The organism is Mesorhizobium sp. B2-5-11 (assembly GCF_006440835.1).
Classification (GTDB): domain Bacteria; phylum Pseudomonadota; class Alphaproteobacteria; order Rhizobiales; family Rhizobiaceae; genus Mesorhizobium.
Map to the genome: position 1 here is coordinate 307,094 of NZ_VFUK01000005.1, position 24,610 is coordinate 331,703.

Annotated in this window: 23 protein-coding genes; 8 read left to right on the plus strand and 15 right to left on the minus strand. The window is 63.3% G+C overall.

Annotated elements, in window-relative coordinates; all coding sequences use genetic code 11:
- Positions 1-35 precede the first annotated feature (35 nt).
- Positions 36-281, plus strand: a complete 246-nt coding sequence (gene vapB / locus FJ490_RS18120) for a type II toxin-antitoxin system VapB family antitoxin (protein WP_140496080.1) — start codon at positions 36-38, stop codon at positions 279-281.
- Positions 278-664, plus strand: a complete 387-nt coding sequence (locus FJ490_RS18125) for a type II toxin-antitoxin system VapC family toxin (protein WP_140728535.1) — start codon at positions 278-280, stop codon at positions 662-664. Before vapB ends, FJ490_RS18125 begins: the two co-directional genes overlap by 4 nt.
- Positions 665-670: 6 nt before the next feature.
- On the opposite strand, the gene FJ490_RS18130 is transcribed toward FJ490_RS18125, so the two are convergent.
- The 6 genes from FJ490_RS18130 to FJ490_RS18155 all read right to left on the minus strand — a co-directional run bounded on the left by FJ490_RS18130 (position 671) and on the right by FJ490_RS18155 (position 8,389).
- The gene (locus tag FJ490_RS18130) at positions 671-1,618 is read right to left on the minus strand and encodes a cation diffusion facilitator family transporter (protein ID WP_140728536.1); all 948 of its coding nucleotides are present in this window, start codon (positions 1,616-1,618) and stop codon (positions 671-673) included.
- A gap of 5 nt (positions 1,619-1,623) precedes the next feature.
- Positions 1,624-3,813 carry an anthranilate synthase gene (locus FJ490_RS18135; protein WP_140561426.1) on the minus strand — a complete coding sequence of 730 codons (2,190 nt, stop codon included), beginning with the start codon at positions 3,811-3,813 and terminating at the stop codon, positions 1,624-1,626.
- Positions 3,814-4,035: 222 nt separating this feature from the next.
- Positions 4,036-5,091: a succinylglutamate desuccinylase/aspartoacylase family protein gene (locus FJ490_RS18140; RefSeq protein WP_140524933.1), complete on the minus strand. Its 1,056-nt coding sequence runs from the start codon at positions 5,089-5,091 to the stop codon at positions 4,036-4,038.
- Between the two features lie 92 nt (positions 5,092-5,183).
- Entirely contained in the window at positions 5,184-6,362 is a 1,179-nt protein-coding gene (locus FJ490_RS18145) for an MFS transporter (protein WP_140496075.1), read from the minus strand.
- Between the two features lie 192 nt (positions 6,363-6,554).
- On the minus strand, positions 6,555-7,931 hold the full coding sequence (locus tag FJ490_RS18150; protein WP_140666036.1) for an FAD-containing oxidoreductase: 1,377 nt from the start codon (positions 7,929-7,931) through the stop codon (positions 6,555-6,557).
- Positions 7,928-8,389, minus strand: coding sequence for a DUF4126 domain-containing protein (locus tag FJ490_RS18155; RefSeq protein ID WP_140666039.1), 462 nt, complete (start codon positions 8,387-8,389; stop codon positions 7,928-7,930). Before FJ490_RS18155 ends, FJ490_RS18150 begins: the two co-directional genes overlap by 4 nt.
- A gap of 133 nt (positions 8,390-8,522) precedes the next feature.
- On the opposite strand from FJ490_RS18155, the gene FJ490_RS18160 reads away from it, so the two are divergent.
- A complete protein-coding gene (locus FJ490_RS18160) occupies positions 8,523-9,080 on the plus strand; it encodes a sugar O-acetyltransferase (protein ID WP_140624194.1) in 558 nt (185 codons plus the stop codon).
- Positions 9,081-9,095: 15 nt separating this feature from the next.
- On the opposite strand, the gene FJ490_RS18165 is transcribed toward FJ490_RS18160, so the two are convergent.
- The gene (locus FJ490_RS18165; RefSeq protein ID WP_140728537.1) at positions 9,096-10,091 is read right to left on the minus strand and encodes a helix-turn-helix domain-containing protein; all 996 of its coding nucleotides are present in this window, start codon (positions 10,089-10,091) and stop codon (positions 9,096-9,098) included.
- Between the two features lie 134 nt (positions 10,092-10,225).
- Here FJ490_RS18165 and FJ490_RS18170 point away from each other — a divergent pair, with 134 nt between their 5' ends.
- Positions 10,226-10,870: a cysteine hydrolase family protein gene (locus tag FJ490_RS18170; protein ID WP_140666044.1), complete on the plus strand. Its 645-nt coding sequence runs from the start codon at positions 10,226-10,228 to the stop codon at positions 10,868-10,870.
- A gap of 69 nt (positions 10,871-10,939) precedes the next feature.
- Here FJ490_RS18170 and FJ490_RS18175 read toward each other — a convergent pair whose 3' ends face one another.
- From FJ490_RS18175 to FJ490_RS18210, 8 genes are all read right to left on the minus strand, one after another.
- The gene (locus FJ490_RS18175; RefSeq protein ID WP_140496069.1) at positions 10,940-12,619 is read right to left on the minus strand and encodes a formate--tetrahydrofolate ligase; all 1,680 of its coding nucleotides are present in this window, start codon (positions 12,617-12,619) and stop codon (positions 10,940-10,942) included.
- A gap of 392 nt (positions 12,620-13,011) precedes the next feature.
- Positions 13,012-14,136: a DUF2333 family protein gene (locus FJ490_RS18180; protein WP_140582174.1), complete on the minus strand. Its 1,125-nt coding sequence runs from the start codon at positions 14,134-14,136 to the stop codon at positions 13,012-13,014.
- 105 nt (positions 14,137-14,241) lie between these two features.
- Entirely contained in the window at positions 14,242-15,540 is a 1,299-nt protein-coding gene (locus tag FJ490_RS18185; protein ID WP_140666050.1) for a DUF6638 family protein, read from the minus strand.
- 42 nt (positions 15,541-15,582) lie between these two features.
- Positions 15,583-17,493, minus strand: a complete 1,911-nt coding sequence (locus FJ490_RS18190; protein WP_140657064.1) for an ATP-binding protein — start codon at positions 17,491-17,493, stop codon at positions 15,583-15,585.
- Between the two features lie 24 nt (positions 17,494-17,517).
- Positions 17,518-18,663 (minus strand): hypothetical protein, encoded by a 1,146-nt coding sequence (locus tag FJ490_RS18195; RefSeq protein WP_140624186.1) that lies wholly within the window; start codon positions 18,661-18,663, stop codon positions 17,518-17,520.
- A gap of 40 nt (positions 18,664-18,703) precedes the next feature.
- Positions 18,704-19,792, minus strand: coding sequence for a hypothetical protein (locus FJ490_RS18200; protein WP_140496064.1), 1,089 nt, complete (start codon positions 19,790-19,792; stop codon positions 18,704-18,706).
- Between the two features lie 326 nt (positions 19,793-20,118).
- Positions 20,119-20,508 carry a cytochrome c family protein gene (locus FJ490_RS18205; RefSeq protein WP_140657065.1) on the minus strand — a complete coding sequence of 130 codons (390 nt, stop codon included), beginning with the start codon at positions 20,506-20,508 and terminating at the stop codon, positions 20,119-20,121.
- A gap of 136 nt (positions 20,509-20,644) precedes the next feature.
- A complete protein-coding gene (locus FJ490_RS18210) occupies positions 20,645-21,256 on the minus strand; it encodes a thymidine kinase (RefSeq protein ID WP_140516940.1) in 612 nt (203 codons plus the stop codon).
- A 75-nt stretch (positions 21,257-21,331) separates the two neighbouring features.
- On the opposite strand from FJ490_RS18210, the gene FJ490_RS33565 reads away from it, so the two are divergent.
- The 4 genes from FJ490_RS33565 to choV all read left to right on the plus strand — a co-directional run bounded on the left by FJ490_RS33565 (position 21,332) and on the right by choV (position 24,602).
- A complete protein-coding gene (locus FJ490_RS33565) occupies positions 21,332-21,457 on the plus strand; it encodes a hypothetical protein (protein ID WP_263483040.1) in 126 nt (41 codons plus the stop codon).
- A gap of 37 nt (positions 21,458-21,494) precedes the next feature.
- Positions 21,495-22,430 (plus strand): choline ABC transporter substrate-binding protein, encoded by a 936-nt coding sequence (locus FJ490_RS18215; protein ID WP_140496061.1) that lies wholly within the window; start codon positions 21,495-21,497, stop codon positions 22,428-22,430.
- Positions 22,431-22,569: 139 nt separating this feature from the next.
- On the plus strand, positions 22,570-23,424 hold the full coding sequence (gene choW, locus FJ490_RS18220) for a choline ABC transporter permease subunit (protein WP_140516938.1): 855 nt from the start codon (positions 22,570-22,572) through the stop codon (positions 23,422-23,424).
- Positions 23,421-24,602 carry a choline ABC transporter ATP-binding protein gene (choV, locus tag FJ490_RS18225; RefSeq protein WP_140728538.1) on the plus strand — a complete coding sequence of 394 codons (1,182 nt, stop codon included), beginning with the start codon at positions 23,421-23,423 and terminating at the stop codon, positions 24,600-24,602. Before choW ends, choV begins: the two co-directional genes overlap by 4 nt.
- Positions 24,603-24,610 lie beyond the last annotated feature (8 nt).

A 24,610-nucleotide genomic window follows, 5' to 3' on the forward strand; every position in this document is an offset into this window, starting at 1 on the left:
TATATCTTTGCTATATCTCACTTGAGGATAGCACGATGGACAAAGCAAAAGTGTTCTGGTCAGGCAGATCCCAAGCCGTGCGCCTGCCGAAGGAGTTCCGTTTCGACACGGAGGAGGTCTCGATACGCCGTCACGGGCAAACCGTCATCTTGGAACCGCTTGCGCAGGACTGGGCGTGGCTCGACCAAGTGATTGGACCGCTTGATAATGATTTCGCCGAGGCAGCACTGGAACGTCAGGACGGGCAGGATCGACCTGCCTTGGACGACGTCTTCAAGTGATCTACCTGCTTGACACCAATGCCGTCATCGCGGTCATGAAGGGCGATGAGGATCTGCTTGCACTGCTGAAGCGGCATAGGCCGCAGGACTTTGCCGTCTCGGCGATCGTCGTGCACGAACTGCACTATGGTGCTGAAAAGAGCCAGCGACGGGTCGAAAATTTGGCGCGTATCGAAGCTCTGTTGTTTCCTGTGCTCGAATTCGATCGGGAAGATGCGAGACATGCCGGAGAGATTCGGGCAACGCTTGCCACATTGGGAACTCCAATTGGTCCCTACGATGCGTTGATTGGTGGGCAGGCGCGCGCGCGGAACCTTACGCTGATGACCCGCAATATCCGGGAATTCGAGCGGATCAAAGCTCTGTCAATCGAGACGTGGTGAACTGCCTCACGCGAACGGCACCGCCGTCGTGCCCTTCGGCAGCTTGGCTTCATCATCGGGCTCGACATGGATGGTGACGCGCACGGAAGGGATTTCCGCCTGCAGCGCATCCTCGATGCGGTCGCAGATGACATGGCTGGCGCCGACCGACATGTCGGCATCGACGACCAGATGAAATTCGATGAAGGTGGCGCGGCCGGCGATGCGTGTCTTGAGGTCGTGCACTTCGAGCGCGCCTTTGCAATTGGCCGAAATTATGTCGCGGATGCGCATGTGCTCCTGGGTATCGACGGCGCGGTCCATCAGCCCGTTCATCGACGAGCCGATAACATGCCAGCCCTGCCACAGGATGTTGAGCGCGACGACCACGGCCAGCGCCGGATCGAGGATCTGCCATCCGGTCAGCACCGCGCCGACAAGGCCGGCGAAGACGCCGACCGAGGTCACGACGTCGGTCATGATGTGTTGGCCGTCGGCGACCAGTGCCGGCGATCTTGCGTTGCGCCCTGTACGGATCAGCGCCCAGGCCCAGAAGGCGTTTATGACCGTCGCCACACCGTTGACGGCAAGCCCTTCCCAAGGCTGCTGGAGCGGGACGGGGTGGAGCCAGGATTGCCAGACCTCGTTCAGGATCAGGAGTGCCGCGACCACGATCAGCACGCCTTCCAGGACGGCCGAGAAATACTCGGCCTTGTGGTGGCCGAACGGATGGTCCTGGTCGGCAGGCTTGTAGCTGACCTGGATCGCCCAGAACGCGGCGGCCGAGGCGATGACGTTGACGATCGATTCCAGCGCGTCCGAATAGAGTGCGACGGAACCGGTGATATACCAGGCGGCAAGCTTGAGTGCGAGCACCACACAAGCGACGACGATCGACCAGAAGGCAAGCCTTGCGACCTTGCGCCTGGTCGCGGCCTTCGCCGCGACCGCCATCGTGTCCCGCGTTTCGACCATCGTCTCTAGGCGGCCTTGTCCTTGGCCTTGCGCGGCAGGTGGGCGACGATGTTCTCGATGATGCGCATGCCGGCATTGTGGCCGAGCGTCATGATCGATTCCGGATGGAATTGCACCGCGGCGATCGGCTCCTTGCGGTGCTCGAAGGCCATGATGACGCCGTCTTCGGTCTCGGCGGTGACCACGAAATCGTCGGGTAGCCGCACCGGATCGGCGAAGATCGAATGGTAACGGCCGACGGTGACTTCCTTGGGCAGGCCGGAGAAGATGATGCCGGGCTTGGAGACGCGAATGCGCGACGGCTTGCCGTGCATCGGCACATGCAGCTGCCGCAATTCGCCGCCATAGGCCTCGGCCAGCGCCTGCAGGCCGAGGCAGACGCCGAAGATCGGCAGCTCGCGGGCGCGCGCTCGTCCGATGGTGGCGGCGCAGTCGAAATCCTTGGGCGTGCCGGGACCAGGCGACAGCACGACGAGATCCGGCTTCAGCCGGTCGAAAACTTCTTCCGGCACGGGGGTGCGCACGGTCGAGACATTAGCGCCGGTCTGGCGGAAGTAATTGGCCAGCGTGTGGACGAAGCTGTCTTCATGGTCGACGAGCAGGATGTTGACGCCGTCGCCGACGCGCGCGGTGGTGCGCTCGGTGCTGGCGGCATTGCCCGTCTTGGCGTCGCGGATGGCGGAGAGCATGGCGGAGGCCTTCAGTTCGGTTTCGGCTTCTTCTTCCTCGGGAATGCTGTCGAACAGTAATGTGGCGCCGGCACGCACCTCGGCAATGCCGTCCTTGATGCGGATGGTGCGCAGTGTCAGGCCGGTGTTCATGTCGCCGTTGAAATTGACCATGCCGATGGCGCCGCCATACCAGGCGCGCGGGCTCTTCTCGTTCTGCTCGATGAAGCGCATGGCCCATAGTTTCGGCGCGCCGGTAACGGTCACCGCCCAGGCGTGCGAGAGAAACGCGTCGAAGGCGTCCATGCCTTCGCGCAGCCTGCCCTCGATATGGTCAACCGTATGGATAAGCCGCGAATACATCTCGATCTGGCGGCGGCCGATGACGCGCACCGAACCCGGCTCGCAGACGCGCGACTTGTCGTTGCGGTCGACATCCGAGCACATTGTGAGCTCGGATTCATCCTTCTTGGAATTGAGCAGCTTCAGGATCTGCTCTGAGTCGGAAATGGCGTCGTCGCCACGCTTGATCGTGCCCGAGATCGGGCAGGTCTCGACACGACGGCCGTTGACGCGCACGAACATTTCGGGCGAAGCGCCGATCAGGTATTCGCCTTCACCCAGATTGATGAAGAAGGAATAGGGCGAGGGGTTGATTGACTTCAGCTTGCGCGAAATCTCGGAGGGCTGGGTCTCGCAGCGTTCGTAGAACATCTGCCCGGGTACGACCTCGAACAGGTCACCGCGCTTGAAGCTGTCCATCGCGCGGCGCACAAGATTGGCGTATTCGCCGGGTTCATGGTCGCCGCGCGGCGGGATACGGTCGGCGGTCTTGAACGGCTCGGCGATCTCGTCGCGCGGCAGGCCTTCGGTCGAAAAACCCTTGCCGGCGTAGTCATATCGATCGGTCCAGGCCTTGGCCGAATAATGATCGACGACCAGGATCTCGTCGGGCAGGAACAGCACGAGATCGCGCTGGCTTGGCTTGCGTTCGAGCTTGTAGTCGACCGGATCGAACTGGAAGGCGAGGTCGTAGCCGAAGGCGCCGTAAAGGCCGAGATTGGCGTCTTCGGCGGTCTTGAACAAGGCGGTAATGGCGCGCAGAACCGTGAAGACGGAAGGAACGCGGCTGCGTTCTTCTTCGGTGAAGACACGGCCCGGTTTGGCGACGTCGAGGCGGATCAGCTTTTTCGACGCCTCGGCGATCGTGATCTCGGGCAGATCGCCGAGCGTCTTGATGATGACCGGCAGAAGCACCTCGCCCCGGCGGTTCAGCGCCTCGATGCGCATGGACCGGCCACGCGCCGAGATCACCAGGGGCGGGTCGATGATGGCGGTGTCCCAACGCGTATAGCGGCCGGGATATTCATAGTTCGAAGAAAACACCGCGCCCCGGCGCGCATTCAGCCCGTCAACATAGGCGTCGATGGCGCCTTCATAGGGCCGGTCGTGGCGCTCGCGGGTGATGGTGATGCCACCCCCGGTCACAAAACTCTCTGCGCCGTTGTCCAGAACCTTCATCGTCATTGCCGTCTCCATCAGCTTCTTGGGCAACGGACCCGGGAATGGCTTGGAAAAAACAAATGGCCGCCCGGACATTCCGCTGCGGCCACCCTCTCTTTTCACGCGCACGCGTTCGAACAGGCCGCTGTCAGCAGGCCCACCACCAAACGGTCTTGATCGAACGCATGTTCATGGCGATTCCCATAGCGGCGATTGAGCGACCGCGCAACTGGATTCGATGGAGGCTCAATCTTCCAGTGTGCCGGACCTTGCGTCGGCGCTCTTCCTGTCGCCCACCAGTTTCAACAGATCCTCGCCGGCGCGGATGATACGGCGCGAGCGCCGGGTCAGGACGATGCCGGCCTGCGGCGCGAACACCTCGGTGCGGCCATCGGCTTCGCCCGGTGCGTGGACGATGACGGCAAGCCGCGTGTCCTTGGCGACGCGGTCGCCGGGCTCCACGTCATAGAGCACGGCACCCGCCCGGGGCGCCGGCATCATGTCGATGTTTTCGAGCGGCGCGACAACCCCGGTGAAGGCACCGGGTGAGGGCAGGGCCGGGTCGGCGACCACGCCGCGCGCCACCAGCAGCCGGTAGAGCCCCGCGGCGTCCGACGCCGCGAACGCGCCATCGACATCGAGGATGCCGCGATATTCGACCGTCGTGACGACGCGCCGGCCGAGCTTCGCCACATCGGCGGGAACGTTCTGATAGGGCATGATCGAGGCGCCCTCGAAAGTGCCGTCCGTGTCTTCACTCCACAGCACCACCGCCTCGACGCCCATGGCGGCGGCGCAGTCGGCCATTGCCGGCCACAGGCTTGTGTGGACATACAGGTAGGAGAGACCCTCGTCGTCGCAATGCAGGTCGAGCACGATGTCGTGGCCGAGCGAAAGCTGCACCAGTCTCGTCTTCAGCCGCTGGTCGGGCGTGCCATGCGCGGTGTCGGGCAGGAGTGCCGTGTCGGGCGCGGCGAGCAGCGGGAAACCGCGGTTGAAGTTGGTGCGCGTGCCCAGATGAAAACGGCCCTGATGTTCGCCGAAATGATACTGGGCGCGGCCGATCGGATTGGCCCAGGGCACGATGGTGATGTCGCCCTTGATGCGCCCCTCCGCCTCGGCCCTGGCCAGCATCGGCATCAGTGCGTCAATGGCGACGACTCCGGGCAGTTCGCCGGCATGAAGTGCTGCCTGCAGGTAGGCCGAAGGCGCGGATTCGTCGGTTCCAGCGAAGCGAAACAGCGGGAATTCGTAGGAAACCCCTTCGCTGTCGCCGGCTATGCGTTCGATCGATTTCTGCATGGGGTCTTTCTCCGTCGAGAGGCGAGAAGACATGCCTCTTCGACTGTGCGCTTGTCGATTGGTCCAGGCTGTCGCGCTATGGGCGCAAGCAGCTACTGCGCGGCAGGTTGAAGAGTGACGACCGGAGCGCGCTGGTCCAGTGCCCGCGAGGCAACGGCTACGGCGACCGCCAGCAGAGCGAGTGCCGCGCCCACCAGCGGCAGGTTGGCATAGGAAACGCCCCAGGAGAGCGCCACGCCGCCGATCCAGGCGCCGCTGGCGTTGCCGACATTGAAGGCGCCCTGGTTCAGCGTGGCGGCAAGGTTCGGTCCCTCGGAAGCGGCTTCCACGACACGGATCTGCAACGGCGGCACGACGACGAAGACGAGCATGCCCCACAGGAAGACGATGCCTATGGCGACACTGGCGATAGCGCCGAACTGCATGAAGCCGACAAACAGGACCGCCAGCAGCAGCAGCGTGCCGATGACCGTCGGCATCAGCTTCCAGTCGGCCAGCCGGCCGCCGATGATGTTGCCGATGGTCATGCCGGCGCCGAACAGCAAGAGCACCCAGGTGACCGCTGAAGTCGAGAGGCCGGACACGTCGGTGAGATAGGGTTTGATGTAGGTGAAGACGGCAAACAGGCTAGCTGAGGCGAGCGCCGCGATCAGCATGGCCAGCCACACCTGCAGCTTGCCGAGCACGCGCAATTCGCCGCGCAAGCCGTCGCCGCTTGGTTCAGTGACATCCGGCGGCACTAGCCAAGCGATCGCCGCGACCGAGATCAGCCCGATGCCGACCACCGCCAGGAAGGTGGCGCGCCAGCCGAAGGCTTCGCCAAGCGCCGTTCCGGCGGGAACGCCGAGGATGTTAGCCAGCGTCAGGCCGGCGAACATCAGCGCGATGGCGCTGGCACGCTTGTTGCGGGGCACCAGGCTGGCGGCGACGACCGAACCGATGCCGAAGAAGGCGCCGTGGCCGAAGGCGGTGAAGACGCGCGCGCCCATCAGCATCCAGTAATTGGGCGCGATGGCGCAGAGCAGGTTGCCGACGACGAACAGTGCGGCCAGTCCGACCAGCACCGGCTTGCGCGGCAGATGCGCGGTGGCCATCGCCACGATTGGCGCGCCGAAGACCACGCCCAGCGCATAGCCCGTGACCAGCAGCCCGGCCGCGGGAATGGTCACGCCAAGGTCGGCGGCGACCTCCGGCAGCAGACCCATGATGACGAATTCGGTGGTGCCGATGCAGAAGGACGCAATGGCAAGCGCAAGGATCGGCAAAGGCATGGGAAGTCCAGACTGGATCGGTTCAAATGGAAACTGCGCGAGCGCCCCATGGCGCACAAGCGCCATTGCCGCAATGCAGCAATGCAGAAAGCGGAGAGCAAAGAGGCACTGGCAGCGGTGCTTATGCCGTGCTGCCTAAACGACCCTGACCGAACCCGGCCGAGCGGCCGAACCGACCGCTGAAGCCGGAGTTCAGACCAGCGGCTTCAACTCCTGGGCGATGGTTGGCAGCAGTTCCGAGACATTGGGGTGGATGTGCATGGCGCGCGCCAGCGTGTCCACAGGCGCCTTGGCATACATCAGGTCAAGCACGCAATGCACGGCTTCATCGCCGCCGGGGCCAAGCACGCAGCAGCCGAGGATTTCCCTTGTGTCAGCGTCGACGAGGATCTTCATGAAGCCTTGCGTCTCGCCTTTCTCGACGGCGCGGCCGACACGGCTCATCGGCCGCTGGCCGACCAGCGCGCGGCGTCCCGACTTCTTCACTGACGCCTCGGTCATGCCGCAGCGGCCGAGCGGCGGGTCAATGTACAGAGCGTAGGCCTCGATGCGGTCGGTGACCTTGCGCGGATCATTGTCGAGCAAATTGGCCGCAACGATCTCGTAATCGTTGTAGGACGTGTGGGTGAAGGCGCCCTTGCCATTGCAGTCGCCCATCGCCCAGATGCCGGGCACGCTGGTGCGCAACTGGTCGTCGACGGTGATGAAGCCGCGTTTGTCGACCTCGATGCCGGCCTGGTCGAGGCCGAGATCGTCGGTATTGGGCGTTCGCCCCAGAGCCAGGAGCACATGCGAGCCGACGGCCGGCGGCTTGCCGGCGGAGAAGGCAACAGCAATATCCTCGCCCTGCCTGGCGAAGCTTATGGCGTCGGCGCCGAGATGGACCGCGATGCCTTCGTTTTCGAGGATCAACAGGATGGCGTCGGACACATCCTCGTCTTCGCGGCCGATCAGCCGCGAGCCCTTTTCGATAATCGTGACCTCCGCGCCGAAGCGGCGGAACATCTGCGCGAATTCGAGCGAGATGTAGCTGCCGCCGACCACCACGAGGTGGCGCGGCAACACGTCGAGGTCCATCATCGAAGAGTTGGTGAGAAAGTCGATGTCGTGAATGCCGGGCAGATCCGGTAACGATGCGCGGCCGCCGGTGTTGAGAAAGATCTTGCCGGCGGTTAGGAGATCATCGCCGACGCGCACCGTGTTGGCGGATTCGAAACGCGCATGGCCGCGATAGAGCGTGCATTTATCCATGTCGGCGATCCAGGTTTCCAGATTGCCGCGGGCGTCGTTCGACACCTTGTCCTTGCGCGCCTTGACCCTGGCATAGTCGACGCCGACCGGGCCGGAGAGGGTCACGCCATAGTCCGCGGCGCGCCGCGCCAGATGCGCGGCATAGGCGCTGGCGACCATGGCCTTGGTCGGCATGCAGCCGGTGTTGACGCAGGTGCCGCCGACCAGCTTGCGCTCGATCAGCGCCACGCTCATGCCGGCCGCGGTCAGCCGGCCGGCCAGCGGAGGGCCGGCCTGGCCGGCACCGATGACGATGGCATCGAAGGTTTTCGCCGTCATGCCACCGCCGCCACGATCAAGAGGCCGCCGACGATCGCGACCGCGTCCTCGATGAAGGCCGCGGGCTGGTCCTTGCCGAAGGCGGCCGCCAACCGGCCGCGCGCCTCCGCGCCGCCGAGCGTGCCGATGACGGCCCCTATGGCGCCGGCGATCAGGCAGGCGATGGTGGCGCCGCCAGTGGCGCCGATCACGGCGCCGCTGAAGGCACCGAGCAGGATACGGGCGCCGAATTGCTGCGGCACCTTGCGGCTCGGCGTCGACGGCAACTGGTCGGTGACCAGCTCGACGATAGCCAGAATAGTGAAAATGCCGACAGCGGCCCAGTGGCTCATGAAGCTTGCCCAGGTGCCGGCAACCGGCAGCCAGCCGAGCCAGGCGCCCCAGGCGACGGCGGCCGGCGCGGTCATGGCGCGCAGGCCGGCAATGACCCCGATCAGAAGTGCAAGAATGTAAAGCATGTTCATCCCCCTCGATCCCGGGCCGGGACAGCCCTGAAAAGGCAGGCTACCATAGGTCCGGTATTTGGCCAGTACTTGCATAGGCGCTCTCTTACGCCGCAACGGTGCGTGGCAATGATGACGGAGGCACCGCATGGCTGAGAGCGAACGCGCAAAAATGGCGGCGGGCGAGTGGTATACGTGCATGGATGACGAACTGGAGGCGCTGCGCGGCGTGGCTGCGGGCGCCGTATTCGAGCACAATTCGCTTGCGCCCCGTCAGCGCGGCAACATCGGGCCTGCCTTGCGGGATCTGCTCGGCGGCGCGGGCGAGGGCGCCCGCATCGAGGCGCCGGTCCACTGTGCCTATGGCTTCAACATCTTTCTCGGGGACGGCGTCTTTCTCAATGCCGGCTGCATCATTCTCGACACGGCAAGCGTGCGCATCGGCAAGGGAACGCTGCTCGGCCCCAATGTGCAGATCTATTGCGCCGAGCATCACAGGGAGGCCGCGGGGCGACAAGCCGGGCTGGAAATCGCCAGGCCGGTCGAGATCGGTGCCGATGCCTGGATCGGCGGCAGTGCCGTCATCCTCGGCGGCGTCAGCATCGGCGAGGGCGCCATCGTCGGCGCCGGCGCCGTGGTGACGCGCGACGTGCCCGCGAACATGACGGTGGTCGGCAATCCGGCGCGGGCGGTCAAACGCGGTTGAGTGCCCGGCGGTCGCTCAGTGCGAAAGCGCGTGCGGCGACCGGTCGCCCTGGTCGGCCCGCCTGGAAAATTCACGCCGGTATTGCGCCGGTGAGGTCCTGAGACGCGCCGAAAAATGCTGGCGTAGCGAAGCGGCGCTGCCGAAGCCGGCCTCGAAGGCCACGACGTCCATCGATTTTTCCGTCGACTCGAGCAGACGCTGCGCCAGTTCAAGCCGTTGCTCGATCAGCCAATCGCCGAAACTGGTGCCGATCGATTTCTGGAAGCGGCGGGTGAAGGTGCGCCGGGTCAGGCCGGCGGCTTCGGCGACGCGGTCCAGGCTGTGCGCTTCGCCGAGCGTCGCGCGCACGGTGTCGAGTGCTTGTGTGAACCTGTCGGTATCGGCGCTCCTCGCCAGCGGACGCTCGATGAACTGCGCCTGTCCGCCTTGCCGGTGCGGTGAGAGCACGATCTGCCGTGCGAGCCGCAGTGCTGCCTCGGCGCCGTAGCGGGCGCGAACGATATGGAGGCAGCAGTCGAGCCCGGCCGCGACGCCGGCCGACGTCACCACGTCGCCATTGTCGACATAGAGCACCTCGGCGTCCACCGCGATGTCGGGATGAAGCTTCTGAAGCCGCTCGGCATAGGCCCAATGCGTGGCCGCACGCCGACCGCCAAGCAGTCCGGCAGCAGCGACTGCGAATGTTCCCAGGCAAAGGCCGACGATCAGGGCACCACTGCGGTGGGCCCGCCGCAATGCCTGGGTCAGCGGTTCCGGCAGCGGGTCTTCGAGATCCCGCCAACTCGGCACGATGACGATGTCGGCGCCGTCGAGCCCCTCAAGCCCATGCGGCGCGGCGACGCTCAGCCCGGCCTCGGTGTGGACGGGCCCGGCCCCGATCGCGCAGATGCGGAAGTCGAAGCGCGGCAGGCCGAACGATGTGCGATCCTCGCCGAACACCAGGCAAGGGACGGAGAGATGGAACGGGCTGATGCCGTCGAAGGCGAGGATGGCGACGATCGGGTGGGTCATGTCTGTGCCAGGGATTTCTGCGCGGGTTATGGCGGATTGTCCCAATTCTTTCGAATGATGTCAATCGGGCCACTTTCGCCCGATGGTGGCGGACCTATGCTCGGGCATCACATCAAGCCTGAAAGGAATGCATCATATCCGAACCAGCCAGCAAGACGCCGCGCCGCGCGCTCGTCGTCGTGGACGTCCAGAATGACTATGACGGCGGCAATCTCGCCATCCAGTATCCGCCGTTCCGCGACAGCGTCGTCAACGTGGCGCGCGCCATGGACATGGCAGCAGCGGCCGGTATCAAGGTGGTGGTCGTCAAGCAGATGGCGCCGGAGACGTCGCCAATCTTCGCCAAGGGCAGCCATGGCGCGGAATTGCATCCCGAGATATCGAGGCGGCCACGCGACCACTATGTCGAGAAGACGCTGCCTTCCGCCTTCACCGGCACCGATCTCGAAGAGTGGCTGCGCGCCAACGCCATCGATACGATCGTGGTGGTCGGCTACATGACGCATAATTGCGACCTGTCGACCATCATCCACGCCGTGCATATGGGCTTTGCCGTCGAGTTCCTGTCCGATGCGACCGGCTCGGTGCCTTACGCCAACAGCGCCGGCTATGCCTCGGCCGAGGAGATCCACCGCGTGGTGACAATCATCCTGCAGTCGCGCTTCGCCGCGGTGCTCAAGACCGCCGAATGGATCGAATGCCTGAAGACCGGCACCTTGCCGGAACGCGACACGATCTTCGGCTCCAACCAGCGGGCACTGTCGCGCAACGCTGCGTAGGAATTTCCGGAAACAGAAAGGGCGCCGCATCGCTGCGGCGCCCTTAGCACTTTTTGGAATTGAGGATTTCTAGAACAGGCCTTCGATCTGGCCGGCTTCGTTGAGGAAGATCTTTTCCGACGACGGCGCCCTGGGCAGGCCGGGCATGGTCATGACCTCGCCGCAGATGATGACGACGAAACCCGCGCCCGCCGAAAGCCTGACCTCACGCACCGGTACGGTGTGGCCGGTCGGCGCGCCGCGCAGGTTCGGGTCGGTCGAGAAGGAATACTGCGTCTTGGCCATGCAGACCGGCAAGTGGCCGTAGCCGGCCTGCTCCCAGGCGTGCAACTGGTCGCGCACCGACTTGTCGGCGATCGCTTCCGAGCCGCGATAGATGCGCTGGACGATGGTGTTGATCTTCTCGAACAGCGGCATGGCGTCGGGATAGAGCGGCGCGAACTGCGAGGCACCGGATTCGGCCAGCGCCACCACTTTCTTGGCGAGATCCTCGATGCCGGCCGAGCCGTTGGCCCAGTGCTTGCACAGGATCGCCTCTTCGCCCATCGAGGCGACATAATCCTTCATCGCCTGGATTTCGCCATCTGTGTCGGAGTAGAAGTGGTTGATGGCGACTACCGCCGGCACGCCGAACTGCCTGATGTTCTCGATGTGGCGGCCGAGATTGGCGCAGCCCTTCTTCACCGCCTCGATGTTTTCTTTGCCGAGGTCTTCCTTCTTGACGCCGCCATTCATTTTCATGGCGCGTACGGTGGCGACGATGACCGCCGCCGCCGGCTTCAGCCCGGCCTTGCGGCACTTGATGTCGAAGAATTTTTCCGCGCCGAGGTCGGCGCCGAAGCCGGCTTCCGTGACGACGTAGTCGGCAAGCTTGAGCGCCGTCGTGGTGGCGACCACCGAGTTGCAGCCATGCGCGATGTTGGCGAACGGGCCGCCATGCACGAAGGCCGGATTGTTCTCCAGCGTCTGCACCAGATTCGGCTGCATGGCGTCCTTGAGCAGCACGGCCATGGCGCCGTCGGCCTTGAGGTCGCGGGCATAGACCGGCGACTTGTCGCGGCGATAGGCGACGATGATGTCGCCCAGGCGCTTCTCCAGGTCCTTCAGGTCGGTGGCGAGGCACAGGATGGCCATGACCTCCGAAGCGACGGTGATGTCGAACCCGGCCTCGCGCGGATAGCCGTTGGCGACGCCGCCGAGCGAGCAGATGATCTCGCGCAGCGCCCGGTCGTTCATGTCCATGACGCGGCGCCAGGCGACGCGGCGGGTGTCGATGCCGAGCTCATTGCCCCAGTAGATGTGGTTGTCGATCAACGCCGACAGGAGGTTGTGCGCGGTGGTGATGGCATGGAAGTCACCGGTGAAATGGAGATTCATGTCCTCCATCGGCACGACCTGCGCGTAGCCGCCGCCGGCCGCGCCGCCCTTGACGCCGAAATTCGGACCGAGCGAGGCTTCGCGGATGCAGATGATCGCTTTCTTGCCGATGCGGTTCAGGCCGTCGCCGAGGCCGACGGTGGTGGTCGTCTTGCCTTCGCCGGCCGGGGTCGGGTTGATGGCGGTGACCAGGATCAGCTTGCCGTCCTTGTTGCCCTTCACCGATTTGATGAATTCGGCGGAGACCTTCGCCTTGTCATGGCCATAGGGCAAAAGGTGTTCGGTCGGGATGCCGATCTTGGCGCCGATCTCCTGGATCTGTTTTTTCTTCGCACCGCGGGCGATCTCGATGTCGGACTTCACTTCTGCCATGACGGCTTTCCTCTGGATTGGACGGTGGAGGGGACGGGTTGATCACTGGTGCATGTTCGATACGCCGCGCGGGCAAGGGCATGTTCTAGCCCTCTCGCTGCCGTGGCGTCAACTTTCATGCAACTATGTTTCCTATGAAGAAAATTCCTCTGCGGCGGGCCGACCTGCCTCCGGTTCTTTCTGGCTCCGCTTGCCGCGCCGTATAGAAGCCAGAGCGGGGACGCGTCCGCCGTCTCAAAACAGCCGCGCAATGCACGGAATGCGACAGACACGGCGGCGCAAATCCGCCATCGCCGGCCTAAAGCGCATCGCGCTTCAGGCATTTGTTTCCATGCATATCGTTCTTCCCAGGCCGGACCACTTTTGGGTGACATGCATTGGGCCGACCGGCCCTACTGCGTCAGCACGTTGCTGATTTCGACCATGTTGGAACGCACCCTGAGCACATAGAAACCCATGGTCGTCAGATGCGTGGGCAGCAGCCAGCCGTCCTCGCGGCCATTGGCGATGATGAAGGGCTGGATGCGCAGCGCTGAGACGAACTGCGCGTCCATCGTATCCCACAGGCTCTGCAGGTGCTTTTCCTTGATGACGTCCTCGAAGTCGGCCTGCGCGCCCTTCATCAGTCCGTAATAGGCGTAGAGCTGGCCATAGGCGAACCAGTAGCGGTCGTCGGCGCGGAAATCGAACCAGCCATTGTTGTGGTTTTCGGCACGTTCCTTGAGGATGGCCGAGGTTGAGCCGATATCGCTGGCGATACGGTCGATATATTGCTTCAGATTGTCGGCGCGGGCATCGAAGGTGGCCTGGCAGGTGGCGAGGCGGGCGTTGAAGGAGCGCAGCTTGCGCACGGCGTCGCGATAATAGCTCGGGGTCGGCGTCTTCGGGCCGAACGGGCTTACACCGAAATACCAGGTGTACTCGTCGAACTGCAGATTGCCGCGCGCATCCTGCAGGTCGGCGTCGATCTGCGATGTCGTGCGCACACGGCCGAGATTGTCGGCGAGCTCGGTCGCGGTGCGGCGCACCGCCTGGTTGATGCCGCGCTGGAACGAGGCCTTGTTATCCATCCACGGCGTGTTGTCCCAGCTGATGCCGAACAGGCCGAGCTTGTAGAGGATCATCGACGAGATCCAGGCATTCTGGTTGACGTTGAAGTCGGTCAAATCGGCGGCAATCTGGGCGATGCCGGAGTTGCCGCAGGTCCTGGCAGTGTCGGCACCGGCACCGGCGGCTACCTGTTCGCCCGCCGAGATGTTGCGCTTCTCGAACGTGTAGGTGTCGGGATAGTTCGGGTTGAAATTGTTCCACCACTGTGTGGCGTAGAAGAAATTGGCATAGAGGCCGAGCAGCACGAGCAAGGCGAGGCCGAGCACGGCCTTGAGGATCCAACCGCGCTGCGTATACCAGCGCCCGGCCCAGATGAACGGCCACAAGATGACGCCGATCAGAAGCCCGATGCCGCGGCCGATCCATTGGAAAATCCTGACGAAGAAGTTCACGATCGGATCGAGCATGGCTGTGTCACCCCCTCAAAGCATAATGTCAAAAAGTTGCGGACTTTTTGGATAACATCATGCGCCAAAACAACAAGTTAGAACGAAATGACGGCCGGTTTCGTTCTAGTCAGTCAGGCCGTAAAGGCGCGTGCGGAACGCCACCTTGTCCTTCAGATATGTGGTTTTCAGAATGTCCACAACATGCGATCGCCAGGCGTCGCTGAAGTCCTCATAGTCCTTGTAGAAGCCCTGCTTGTTGAAGACGTAGCGCGAGACGAAGTCCGACGGCACGAAATCCGAGATCAGCCGGTTGGTCAGCCAGGCGTCGGGATGGTCGGGCTTGGCGCGGACCACCAGGAAGCGCTGCTGCGGGAACACATCCTCGATCTTGAGATGGCCGAGCTGGGCAATCTCGCGCTTGGCGGCGTTGAGGAAGGGGAAATTGCCGTCCCTGGTGATCAGGTCGGCATGACCCTGGATCCAGGTCTGCAGCCAGACCTTGTCGACGTCGGTCAGATTGCGGTTCGGCTCGGCGTCGCGGATCAGCGCACGCACCACCATCTCGGCGCGGTGCTCGAGATAGCCCGAGGCTTCGATCCAGGAGGCGCGCGGCAGTTCGATGCGGCCGGTGGCGGCGAGGAACTTGAACACCTTGTCGGCGTCCTTGATCGAGAGATAGCTTACCTGCCACGGCCGCGAGCGGCGGAAACCGGGGGCCGCCGGATCGCTGATGACGGTCGTCATGTCGGGGTCGACGAACACGTAGAGCCCGCCGAAATGGCTGGTCCAGTAGGCGTTGTGGCGGAAGATTACCTGGTCGGGCACCAGCGCGTTCTCGCGGATGTCGCCGCAGATCTTGGCCAGTTCCACCATGCGGGTGAGCATGGCGTTGTCGCGCCAGGCGTCAGGCTCCTGTTTCAGGCGGTCGACGAGCTTGCCGAGCTCCGCGGCCTTGCCCAGCACATCTTCGGCCGACAGCACCTTGAACTCGACCTGGTTGATCGACAGCAGATCCTCGATATCGTTGACCTTGGGAATGGAATCCTCGATCTCGCCGTAGATGACATCCTTGATGGTCAGCGCGTCGATGGCGCGCTGATTCCTGGACATGAACTCGAACATCAGCTGCGAGGTGTTGGAGAAGGCGGTGTGCACCACCGGCAGGTCGATCTGCGACGGCGTCAGGATGATGAAGCGGCGGTTGACCTCATTGGGATCGAGGTAGCCGTAGTCGCCGCATTCCTCCGCCACTTCCGGCGAAAAACCGGTGCGGTCGATCTGGAAGCTCTTCAGCTTGGTGGGCTCGAGGCCAAAGGCGGCAAGCGCCTTGTTGTAGCGCTCGATGAGATGCGGCTCGTCGACGACGAGCAGCCGGCCGTAAATGAGCTCGTTGTCGCGCAGGAGATCGGGTTTGCGGGCCATTATTCCTTCTCCCACAAGGGGAGAAGGAAAGGCCGGAGCGCATCACGCATTCCACAGCCCCTTTTTCTTCATCTCCTCCATCTCACGCGCTGCCCGTTCGCGCAGCCGCGCGTCACGCAGCAGCTTTTCCACGGCGGAGTCGTCGGACTTGTCGGAGTAGCGGAACTCGCTGTCGGCGTAGCGGTTGATCTCCTGCATGACCATGTCCATCGAGAACGGGCCGCGCAGTTGCTCGATCATCACTTTCTTCTCGTCATAGCTCTTGTGCATGAAAACCTCTGGTTTTTCGAACCAGTCGTCGGGAAGCTCGATGTCCATGGCGCGCATCTTGATGGCGTCGGTGACGTTCTTGATGGCGCGGCCGGTGAAGCGCGGCTCGGCCTGCTTGATCAGGTGCAGATAGGTGCCGATGTCGGCCATGGTCTTGGGCGCGCCATTCTCCTTCATGTAGCGCTCATGGACCCGCATCAGCCCGTCCTCCTGCGGCTTCTCGTGCTCCTCATAGGCTTCGGCCACGGCGCGCTGGATCTCCTGCGCGGCGTAGAGTTCGTGGTCGCCGAGCGGGATCTTGTGGTTCTTGCCGGCGAGCAGCACGAAAATGTCGATGTAATCGTCACGCGTCTGCGGCCCGTCGACCAGCCAGCGGGCGCCGGCGCGCTGGCGCAGCGCATCGTCGACATTTTCGGGATAGTTGGAGAACATGCCGAACGAGCAGTTGCCGCGCACCACTGTGGCGGCACCGGCGAAGGCGTCCATCAGCACGCCGGTGATCTCCTGCTGGCCGGCCGAGGCGCGGTCGTCGGAACGGCGCGCCGCCACCTGGTCGATGTCGTCGATGGTGCCGAAGCCGATGACGCGCGGGTTCAATACATTGTTGATGAACTGGCGGCAGTTCTGGCCGGACTTGCCCTGATATGACGAGATCTGGTCGACGCCGAAATTCTCGTAGGCGAAGGGATAACCGGCGACCTGGCAGTAACCATTGACAAGACCGGCAATCATCTGGATCAGGGTCGTCTTGCCGGTGCCCGGCGCGCCGTCGCCGATGAAGGTGAACAGGAAGCCGCCGAGCTCGACGAACGGGTTCAGCTCGCGCTCGAAATCATAGGCCATCAGCATCTTTGCGAGCTTGACCGACTGATATTTGGCGATGTGGTTGCCGACGACCTCTTCCGGCTTCTTGAAGGACATCACCAGCGGCTTGGAACGCTTGCCCGGCGCGACGTCGAAGCCGTCGAGCGTGAAATCGTCGGCATCGATGCGGATATGCGCGTTCTCGAATGGGCCGATGCCGTCGAAGCGGCCTTTTCGCGCCAGGAGGCCGTCAATGGCGACACGGGCGAAGGCGCGCGCCCTGGTCATCAGGTCGGCATCGTCGGATGCGCCCGAAATCGCCTTGTCGAGGCCGGCCAGGATCGACTTCACCGCGTCCTGCGGCGTGTCGAAGAGGAAATCCGGCTCGGGAATGTCGTTGGGCGCCTCGCCGTCGCTGTCGATGAGCTGGAACAGATAGGAGGACAGGCTGAAGGCGGCAATGTAAGCCGAGGCCGACAGAAGCTTCTTGAACGTGGCGGCCTCGTCGCCTTCGAGGGGAGCGCGGGTGTTCCTGGCCTGCAGGCTTTCGAGATCCGAGCCTTCGGCGAAAACATCCGATATGGCGAGCGCGAGCGCCGTACCGCGCCGGGCACGAAACAAAAGCGTGTGCTGCGGGATGGTCAGCAACTGGTCGTCGGGGTGAACGGCGCCGACGGTCTTCGCCAGCTCGACCTCGCGCGTGCGGCGCACCGAACCGACCGAGACGGTGGAGACGAAGCGGCGATTGGTGCCGGCAAGCGCGGAGCCGGAGGAGCTGGACGGGTCTTCCAGCACGACGATGCGGGTGATGAAGCTCTGCGCGGTGGCGCGGTGCTTCTCGATCGCCGCTTCCGGGATGGTGGTCAGGCCGGTATCCATGAAGGTTGCTCCGTGGTGTGACGGTCAGACGTCCGAGATGACCTGTCCGTTGGACAGGATATGGACCTTGTAGCCGGAAAAGATCTTCTGCGCCTCGCCGGCGGCATAGAGCGCCTGGTAGGCCTCGTGCGGGATCAATGCGTGGTTTTCGTAGCTCGACACGCCCTGGCGCGCGGCCTCGAGGTCGTCGGTGTTGATGAAGAACTCCTGCGTCGTCTTCTCGCTCGAAAACAGCCCCTTGCGGCCGGGCTTCTCGCCCTTGGAATAGACCTCCTGGATGGTCCAGGTCAGCAGCCAGGCGTTCTCCGGCTTGCGCACCTTGGCCAGAACCTCGGTCACCGTAGAATTGTTGTCGGTGATCCCGGCCGAATAGAAGGGGCCGAGCACGACGCGCCGAAGCTGCTTGGGGTGCAGCGGCTCGAAGTCCTTGTCGAGGTTGACGGCGATGGTTGCCGGCGACAGCGTGTAGGCCGAGTTCTTTTCGGTGAAATCGTCGAAGCGATGGGCAAGCTCGGGATTGAGCAGGCCATCGACTGGCAATGGAATGTCGATCTGGTCGTTGAGCTTGCCATTGCGGTCGACGAGCTGGCGGATCATGTCTTCGGAGGAATCTTCCACCGTCACCATGTAGACCAGCGGCAGGTTGGCGCTGCCGTCGAAGGTCGCCCAATGGACGAGGTAGTAGGGCCGCGCCGTCTTCGGATTGACGGAAACCTTGGCCGTCTGCGCCAGGGTGAAGGGGCCGAAGGTCTGCTCGCTCTTGACGTCCTCGAGATAAAGCCTCTCGGCCATCGACTTCTGCAGCGCTTGGGGGAATTCCTTGTGGCGCAGGATGAAGTCGGCCATCTCCTCGCGCAATTCGTCGGCCAGCGGGATGTTGGCGAGCCGCGTGTCAGCCTGGCGGCGGTCGTTTTCGAGCTCAAGCAGGTTCTGGAACACCGGGAATCCGCTTTCGGCGCGCGAAATGCGGAACGTGTCCATGAAGCCCAGCCGGTTGCGCCAGCAGGAGAACGACTTGTCGAGCCGGGCGATGTATTCGGCGACGATCTTGGCGACGATGCCGTGCCGGTAGAGCGGCGAGCGATCGTCGCGCATGAACACTTCCAGCCCGCTGAGCGCTGCCGTGATTGCCGAGAAATACCGCGCCGCCGCGTCGTTTTCGGAGGTCATGCTATTGGCCATGGCATTGTCGCACCGGTGCGGGCGGCAATTACGACTGCACGTAATTGGCCGAATTGTGCTTCTTCAGCACTTCGTCGAAACGGCGGGCGAAGGCGTCGTCGGCCAGTTTCTTGCGGCGCTGGATATCGGCGGTGGCAACCATGTTCTTCTCATGCATCTCGAGCAGGTCGCCAATGTGCTTCTGCGAGGCGGCGCCAATGCCGGCCATGGTCTCCTCGGCGGTATTGTCGACCTGGCTGCCCAGCGTGTTGATCTTGTGGGCGACGTCCTGCTGGGCCGCGGTCTTCAGCGAATCCTCCAGCGCCTTGTAGAGGACGATGCGCTGCTCGGTGTCGATGGTCAGCTTGTTGATCAGGGTCGACTGTGCTGCGATCTGGTTGTTGAGCGAATCGACGAAGGTCTGGAACATCGAGGTGTAGCGCTCCAGCGTCTGGCTCTCGGCCAGCAATTCCTGTTCCTTGGCCTGCTTCTCATTGTATTCCGTGGCGAGCTTGGAACGTTCGCCCTCGAGCTGCGTGCGTTCCTTCTGGCTGGTGGAGGCCGCGATCTTGTTTTCGATGTCGAGCAGCATCGGATTGAGCTCCTCGATGCGCTTCTGCACGGTTTCCAGGTTGGACATGGTGGCCTTGCGGCGCTCGATAACCTGCGACAGGCTGGTCTCGGAGGTCTTGTAGCGCTGGTCGAGGACTTCTTTCTGCGCCTTCAATATGCCGACGATGGTGTCGGACTTGGCCAGCAGTTCCTGCAGGTTGCCGGCCAGTGACATGTTGCGGACGCGATCGGTGCGCAGACGCTGCTTGCGCTGGCTGGAGAAGATGCCGATGAAGTTTTCCCAGCCGGTGTAGTTCTTCATGCTCTCGAACTCGGCGCCGAAGACGTTGGTGGCGTCCTCCAGCCCGATGATCAGGTCGGCGATGTTGCCTTCCATCACCTTCTGCTGCTTCAGCACGTCTTCGATGCGGGCGTTCTCGATGTCGAAATTGGCGTCGCCGATCTTCTTGTCGGCGGTGGCAAGTTTGTCGAGCACGGCGCCGGACTGGTCTATCTTGGTGCGCATGTCCTGGACGACCTGCTTGGTCCTGGCAATTTCGGCATCGAAATTCTGCAATGTCGCCATAAGGGCCTCCCGCTCCGGCATCAGGTCGCTGATTGCGAACAGCGGCGAATATATGTGGGGCTTCAGGGGATTGAAAGACGTGAAGACAGGGGCGCTTCGAAAACAAAAACGTTGCCCACGCCCTTGAAACGCAATCGATCCGCGATCATGGCGAAAGGATCGTTTGGAATACGCGTGGTTCAACTGTCATTGAACTTCAACGTCGGCGGATGTCGGCCAGGCATTCAGTCCCCCGCTGCCACGAATGCCTGAAATCCGACGGAGCATTGAGCGCGGTGAGGACGGTGGCAGCTCGGCGTCCGTCGCGGGGACGGAATAATCCTGGCTCAGGGCTTGGGATCGGCCTTCAGATAAGCGATGACATTGGCGATGTCCTCGTCGTTGCTCAGGCCGGCAAAGGCCATCTTGTTACCGGGCACTTTTTGCCGCGGCGCCTTCAGATACTCGGCGAGGTTGGCCTCGTCCCAGACGAGACCGGCGGCGCCTGCACTCTTCATCGCTTCGGAGTAATGGCCGAGGAAGCTCTCGGCACTGCCGGCGGCGCGGCCGACGACACCCATCAGATGCGGGCCGACCTTGTCGCGGTCGCTCGCTGCTTCATGGCAGGCCATGCATCGGTTGAAGACCCTCTTGCCCAGTGCCGGATCGCCGCCGGCATGGGCGGCAAGGACGCCGGCAAGCAGAAAGGCTGCGGCAGACGAAGCGGCTCGAAACATGGCTATCCCCGACGAGTTCTGGCTGGAACGAGAGGACGCAGAATAGGACCGGGGCCTTAACAAACGCTGCATCGTGGCGGGATCGCGAAAGCCGATCGATGGCGGCAAGTGTGGCGGCCGTGATGCCACAGCCCGGTCAAGGCGCGACAAAGCCGATGAAATCGTCGGGGGCGGCGCGACCCATTTCTTCTTCCCAATGGCGACGGCAGAGCGAGACATAGACGTCCTTGCCGATCGCCACCTGTTCGCCCTGCCGAGCGACCTTGCCGTCGGGGCCGAGGCGCACCACCATCGTCGCCTTGCGGCCGCAGCGGCAGATGGTGCGCACTTCGCGCAGCTCATCGGCTATGGCCAGCAACGCGCGCGAGCCGGAAAACAGCTTGCCCTGGAAATCCGTGCGCAGGCCATAGCACATGACCGGAATGTCGAGCCGGTCGGCGATCCGGGCGAGCTGCCAGACCTGCTCCTCCTCGAGGAACTGCGCCTCGTCGACGAAGACGCAATGCACGGCACCGTGCTGATGATGTTCGGCGACGCGGGCGAACAGGTCGTCGCCGTCACGAAACATCTCGGCTTCCGTTTCCAGTCCGATGCGTGACGAAATCAGGCCGGTGTCGCCCTTGCGGTAGTGGCCGGCGACGAACAGCATCGTCGTCATGCCGCGCTCGCGGTAATTGTACGACGCCTGCAGGAGCATCGTCGTCTTGCCCGCATTCATCGTCGCGTAGTGGAAATACAGTTTGGCCATGGCGCCCTTTTAAGCCCACTTGGCCGGGCCCGGGGAAGGCCCCTGGCAGGCCTTCCACCAAAAAAGCCGGCTCGCATGGAAAAAGCGGCTGACGTGTCGCTGATCGGCCAGCCAGCGCCGTTGATCGTGATTGCCTTAATGCTTGAAACCGCACGAGAATGGTGTTTGGCTGACGAAACAAGGCGGGCACAAAAACCGTGACTTCGCCTCGCCAAAGAATCGAAATGGGAGAAAGTTCATGTCGCGTATGAATTCCTTCGTCGCAGGCCTCGGCCTTGCGGCTTTCTTGTCGACGAGCGCTGCCTTCGCCGGGGATCCGGCTAGCTGCAAGGCGGTACGCCTTTCCGATGTCGGATGGACCGATATCCAGGCGACGACCGGCATCGCCTCGGTGCTGCTCACGGCGCTCGGCTACGAGCCGCAGGTAATCCAACTGTCGGTGCCGGTGACGATGGCGTCGCTGAAGAACAAGGACCTCGATGTCTTCCTGGGCAACTGGATGCCGTCGATGACCAACGACATCAAGGACTACACGGCCGACGGTTCGGTGGAGACCATCAGCACGAACCTGACCGGCGCCGGCTACGGCATCGTCGTGCCGACCTATGTGGCGGATGCCGGCGTCAAGACACTCACCGACCTCGGCAAGTTCAAGGACAAGTTCGACGGCAAGATCTACGGCATCGAGGCCGGCAATGACGGCAACCGCATCATCCTCGACATGATCAAGAACCCGAAGGACAATCTCGAAGGCTTCGAACTGGTCGAATCCTCGGAGGCCGGCATGCTGACGCAGGCCGAGCAGTCGATGAAGAACAATGAGTGGATCGCCTTCCTCGGCTGGACGCCGCACCCGGTGATGGGCGCCATGAAGATCACCTATCTCGACGGCATGGGCGACAGCGGCTTCGGTGCCGCCACCGTCCACACCAATGTGCGCAAGGGCTACACCACCGAGTGCCCGAACGCCGGCAAGCTCATTGCCAACCTCAAGTTCAACCTGGACATGGAAGGCCAGTTGATGGACGCCATCCTCAAGGGCGGCGACGCCCAGACTGTCGCCACCGACTGGCTGAAGAAAAATCCGGATGCCGTGACACCCTGGATCGCCGGCGTGACCACCTTCGACGGCGGCGATGCGGCAGCGGCCATCAAGACCGCACTGGGGAGCTGAGCCGACTGACTTCGGCATGCACGCGTGAGAACAAAAGGGCAGCCACTGGAAAAGGCTGCCCTTTTTCATATGCTGTGAGAAGATGACGTGACGACAGCGGACACCGCGGCAAAGCGATGCCGGTAGGAGAGGGGGCAAGATGGATCCGATTTCCAAATTCCTGGTCAGCTACAAGATTCCCATCGGCCCATGGGGCAAGGCGTTCTTCGGGTTCCTCACCGACAATTTCGACAACGTCTTCAGGGCCTTTTCCAACGGCCTGAACTTCATCCTCGACGGCCTGGTCGACCTCCTGCTGGTGGTGCCGCCGGTGCTGCTGGCGCTCATCATCGCCATCATCGCCTGGCTGCTGCAGCGTTCGCGCCCGCTCGCGATCGGCGTCTTCCTCGGGCTGATCTTCATCATCAACCAGAACCTGTGGAAACAGACGGTGCAGACGCTGGTGCTGGTCGTGGCCGCCGCCGCCATGGCAATGGCCATCGGCGTGCCGCTCGGCATCTGGGCGGCGCACAAGCCGAAGGTCTACCGCTTCATGCTGCCGGTGCTCGACCTGATGCAGACGCTGCCGACCTTCGTCTACCTGATCCCGGTGCTGACCCTGTTCGGCCTTGGCAACGCGCCCGGCCTCATCGTCACCATCATCTTCGTCATCCCGACCGCGGTCCGGCTCACGCATCTCGGCGTCGTCTCGGTGCCCAAATCGATCATCGAGGCCGGCGAGGCCTTCGGCGCCACCAGGAGCCAGCTGCTGTGGAAGGTCGAGCTGCCCTCGGCGCTGCCCACCATCATGGCGGGCCTGACCCAGTCGATCATGCTGTCGCTGTCGATGGTGGTGTTCGCGGCGCTGATCGGCGCCGGCGGGCTCGGCACCGAGATCAACCGCGCGCTCGGTTCGCGCCGCATCGATCTCGGCCTCGAGGCCGGGCTCGCCATTGTCGTGCTCGCCATCGTGCTCGACCGCATGACCCGCATTGGCGTTGGAGGCAAGAAATGACCGTCGCCGTCGATTTCAGGAACGTCGATATCGTCTTCGGCGCCGACCAGGCGGGTTCGCTGGCGCTGATCGACAAGGGTGCGACGCGCGCCGAGATCCTCGAGCAGACCGGCAATGTGCTCGGTTGTGCCGGGGCCAGCCTTACCGTGCATGAGGGCGAGATTTCCGTCCTCATGGGTCTGTCCGGCTCGGGCAAGTCGACACTGCTGAGAGCGGTCAATCGCCTGAACGTCGTCTCGCGCGGCCAGGTTCTGGTCAAGGAGGGCGACCGCACCGTCGATGTCGTCACCTGCGACGAGGCTACCTTGCGGCGCCTGCGGCAGAAGCAGGTTGCCATGGTGTTCCAGCAGTTCGGCCTGCTGCCGTGGCGGACGGTGGAAGAGAATGTCGGGCTTGGCCTCGAACTTGCCGGCGTGCCGGACGCCGAGCGCAAGGAGCGCGTGCACAGGCAGCTCAAGCTGGTCAATCTCGAGCAGTGGTCGAAGAAATACGCGCATGAGCTTTCGGGTGGCATGCAGCAGCGCGTCGGCTTGGCGCGCGCCTTCGCCACCGAGGCGCCGATCCTTCTGATGGACGAGCCGTTCTCGGCGCTCGACCCACTGATCCGCACCAAGCTGCAAGACGAGTTGCTGCAGCTGCAGGCCGAACTGAAGAAGACCATCATCTTCGTCAGCCACGACCTCGAGGAAGCGCTGAAGATCGGCAGCCACATCACAATCATGGAGGGCGGACGCATCGTGCAGACCGGCGCGGCGGAGGACATCGTGCTCAAGCCGGCCAACGATTATGTCCGCGACTTCATCGCCAATGTGAATCCGCTGTCGGTGCTGACCGCCTGGAACGTGATGCGCGACCGCCGCGATCTCGAACAGGGCAAGGACGGCTGGGTGTGGCTCGACCGGCGCAAGACGACGCGCTTCAAGATCGACGATCATGGCCTTGTGGCGGCGGCCGAGCGTGACGGCAAGCCGGCGGTATGGGTGTCCTGCGCCGACGTCGAAGGCCAGTCCGAGGAAGCGGCTCAGGTGTTCTGGGCCAATCCCGGAACGTCGCTGAAGACCGTGATGCTGGCCATGCACCGATCGCAGACTGCGCCCGTGGCGCTGTTCGATGATCAGTCGCGCTTCGTCGGCGCGATCGGCATCAGGGACGTGCTGAGCGCGGTGCTGCGGCGGTAATCCCTCAG

Bases quoted from the DNA above. Each gene is read 5' to 3' on its own strand.
- vapB (WP_140496080.1), top strand. From the start codon at position 36: ATGGACAAAGCAAAAGTGTTCTGGTCAGGCAGATCCCAAGCCGTGCGC.
- FJ490_RS18130 (WP_140728536.1), bottom strand. From the start codon at position 1,618: ATGGTCGAAACGCGGGACACGATGGCGGTCGCGGCGAAGGCCGCGACC.
- FJ490_RS18135 (WP_140561426.1), bottom strand. From the start codon at position 3,813: ATGACGATGAAGGTTCTGGACAACGGCGCAGAGAGTTTTGTGACCGGG.
- FJ490_RS18140 (WP_140524933.1), bottom strand. From the start codon at position 5,091: ATGCAGAAATCGATCGAACGCATAGCCGGCGACAGCGAAGGGGTTTCC.
- FJ490_RS18145 (WP_140496075.1), bottom strand. From the start codon at position 6,362: ATGCCTTTGCCGATCCTTGCGCTTGCCATTGCGTCCTTCTGCATCGGC.
- FJ490_RS18150 (WP_140666036.1), bottom strand. From the start codon at position 7,931: ATGACGGCGAAAACCTTCGATGCCATCGTCATCGGTGCCGGCCAGGCC.
- FJ490_RS18155 (WP_140666039.1), bottom strand. From the start codon at position 8,389: ATGCTTTACATTCTTGCACTTCTGATCGGGGTCATTGCCGGCCTGCGC.
- FJ490_RS18160 (WP_140624194.1), top strand. From the start codon at position 8,523: ATGGCTGAGAGCGAACGCGCAAAAATGGCGGCGGGCGAGTGGTATACG.
- FJ490_RS18165 (WP_140728537.1), bottom strand. From the start codon at position 10,091: ATGACCCACCCGATCGTCGCCATCCTCGCCTTCGACGGCATCAGCCCG.
- FJ490_RS18175 (WP_140496069.1), bottom strand. From the start codon at position 12,619: ATGGCAGAAGTGAAGTCCGACATCGAGATCGCCCGCGGTGCGAAGAAA.
- FJ490_RS18180 (WP_140582174.1), bottom strand. From the start codon at position 14,136: ATGCTCGATCCGATCGTGAACTTCTTCGTCAGGATTTTCCAATGGATC.
- FJ490_RS18185 (WP_140666050.1), bottom strand. From the start codon at position 15,540: ATGGCCCGCAAACCCGATCTCCTGCGCGACAACGAGCTCATTTACGGC.
- FJ490_RS18190 (WP_140657064.1), bottom strand. From the start codon at position 17,493: ATGGATACCGGCCTGACCACCATCCCGGAAGCGGCGATCGAGAAGCAC.
- FJ490_RS18195 (WP_140624186.1), bottom strand. From the start codon at position 18,663: ATGACCTCCGAAAACGACGCGGCGGCGCGGTATTTCTCGGCAATCACG.
- FJ490_RS18200 (WP_140496064.1), bottom strand. From the start codon at position 19,792: ATGGCGACATTGCAGAATTTCGATGCCGAAATTGCCAGGACCAAGCAG.
- FJ490_RS18205 (WP_140657065.1), bottom strand. From the start codon at position 20,508: ATGTTTCGAGCCGCTTCGTCTGCCGCAGCCTTTCTGCTTGCCGGCGTC.
- FJ490_RS18210 (WP_140516940.1), bottom strand. From the start codon at position 21,256: ATGGCCAAACTGTATTTCCACTACGCGACGATGAATGCGGGCAAGACG.
- FJ490_RS33565 (WP_263483040.1), top strand. From the start codon at position 21,332: ATGGAAAAAGCGGCTGACGTGTCGCTGATCGGCCAGCCAGCGCCGTTG.
- FJ490_RS18215 (WP_140496061.1), top strand. From the start codon at position 21,495: ATGTCGCGTATGAATTCCTTCGTCGCAGGCCTCGGCCTTGCGGCTTTC.
- choW (WP_140516938.1), top strand. From the start codon at position 22,570: ATGGATCCGATTTCCAAATTCCTGGTCAGCTACAAGATTCCCATCGGC.
- choV (WP_140728538.1), top strand. From the start codon at position 23,421: ATGACCGTCGCCGTCGATTTCAGGAACGTCGATATCGTCTTCGGCGCC.